The sequence below is a fragment of the Tabrizicola sp. genome, from assembly GCF_031377265.1.
Classification (GTDB): domain Bacteria; phylum Pseudomonadota; class Alphaproteobacteria; order Rhodobacterales; family Rhodobacteraceae; genus JAUYQR01.
The window spans coordinates 1-1,826 of sequence record NZ_JANMET010000108.1 but is presented as its reverse complement, the minus strand read 5'-3'; the positions used below and the strand labels follow the sequence as shown (position 1 = coordinate 1,826).

Annotated in this window: 2 protein-coding genes; both read left to right on the top strand. The window is 65.0% G+C overall.

Annotation, left to right across the window (positions count from 1 at the left end; genetic code table 11):
- A partial coding sequence (locus RMO18_RS06265; protein WP_309664627.1) for a luciferase family protein occupies positions 1 to 187 on the top strand: 187 nt, incomplete at its 5' end.
- Between the two features lie 32 nt (positions 188 to 219).
- Positions 220 to 1,826, top strand: a 1,607-nt coding sequence (locus RMO18_RS06260) for an RNB domain-containing ribonuclease (RefSeq protein WP_309664626.1), incomplete at its 3' end; no start/stop codon positions are given.

Here is a 1,826-nt window from a genome sequence, read left to right as displayed (position 1 = left end):
GACCAGGCTGCGCCACGAACTGGTGGCGGCGGGGCGGGCCGAGCCGCATCACTTTCTGCCCGACAGCGGTTGGGTGACGGTGCCTTTGGCCGGGGACGGGGTGGCGCGGGCGCTGGAGTTGTTTGCGCTGAACTACGATCTCATTGTGCGCAAGAAGCAGCCACCCGAACCGATGCCGGAAGGGTAGGCTTTGGCCGCATCCCGTGCTAGGGGCAGGGAATGAACCCATTGCCCACAAAAGAACAGATCCAGGTCTGGATCAAACAGAACCCCGGCCTGTCGGCCAAGCGCGATATCGCCAAGGCCTTTGGCATCAAGGGGGATGCGCGGATCGACCTGAAGCGCATGCTGAAAGAACTGGAGGCCGAAGGCGTGGTGGAAAAGACCGCGCGGCGGTTCCGGGAGGCGGGCGCGTTGCCACCGGTGGCGGTGCTGATGGTGACGGCACCGGATAGTGCGGGCGATCTGTTTGCCAAGCCCTTGGAAGATGGTGCGGATGAGACGATCCGCATTCTGATCATCCCGCAGAAGGGCGACCCTGCGCTTGCGGCGGGCGACCGGATTCTGGCGCGGTTGAGCAAGGTTGATCTGGACGAATATCAGTATGAGGCGCGGCTGATCCGGCGCATCGGGTCGAACCCGCTGAAGCTGCTGGGGGTGTTCCGCGATACGGCCGAGGGTGGCCGCATCGTGCCGATCGACAAGGGCGCCGACAAGGAATGGCGCGTATCGCGCGACATGACGATGGAGGCCCGCGACGGTGAGTTGGTGGAGGCCGAGGCGGTGGGCAACCGCAAACTTGGCCTGCCGCAGGCGCGCATCGTGGCGCGGCTGGGCGATCCCTCCGGCCCGCGTGCCGTCAGCCTGATCGCGATCCATCAGCACGGCATTCCCGACCAGTTCCCCGATGCGGTGATCGCCGAGGCCGATGCAGCCAAGCCGGCCACCGACAAGGGCCGGGTCAATCTGCGCGACATTCCCCTTGTGACGATTGACCCGGTGGATGCGCGCGACCGCGACGATGCGGTCTATGCCGAAGCCGATAGTGAGCCGGGCAATCCCGGCGGGCATGTGATCTGGGTCGCCATCGCCGATGTGGCGCATTATGTGACGCCGAATTCGACGCTGGACCGCGAGGCGCGCAAACGCGGCAATTCGACCTATTTCCCCGACCGCGTGGTGCCGATGCTGCCGGATGTGCTGTCGGGCGATCTGTGCAGCTTGCACGAACATGTCGACCGCGCCTGCCTTGCGGTGCGGATGCGCTTTGATGCCGAGGGCCACAAGATCAGCCACCGCTTCGTGCGCGGGATCATGCGGTCGGCGGGATCGCTGCATTACGCGCAGGTGCAGGCGGCGGTCGATGGCCGCCCGGACGACGCGACAGGACCATTGCTGGAGCGCGTCTTGCGCCCGCTTTATGCAGCCTATGCCGCGCTGGACAAGGCACGTGTGCTGCGCCAGCCGCTGGACCTTGACCTGCCCGAACGCAAGATCATTCTGGATGCGGATGGCCATGTGACGTCGGTTGCGTTCCGCGACCGGCTGGACGCGCACAAGCTGATCGAAGAGTTCATGATCGCGGCCAATGTGGCGGCGGCGGAAGAGCTGATCCGGCTGAAGCGGCCCTTGCTGTTTCGGGTGCATGAAGAGCCGTCGGTGATGAAGCTGGACAGCCTGCGCGAGGTGGCGGAGGCGTCGGGCTTTACGCTGGCCAAGGGGCAGGTGCTGAAGACCGCGCATCTGAACCGACTTCTGGCGCAGGCCGAAGGTACGGAATTTGACGAACTGATGAACATCTCTACCCTCAGGTCGATGACGCAGGC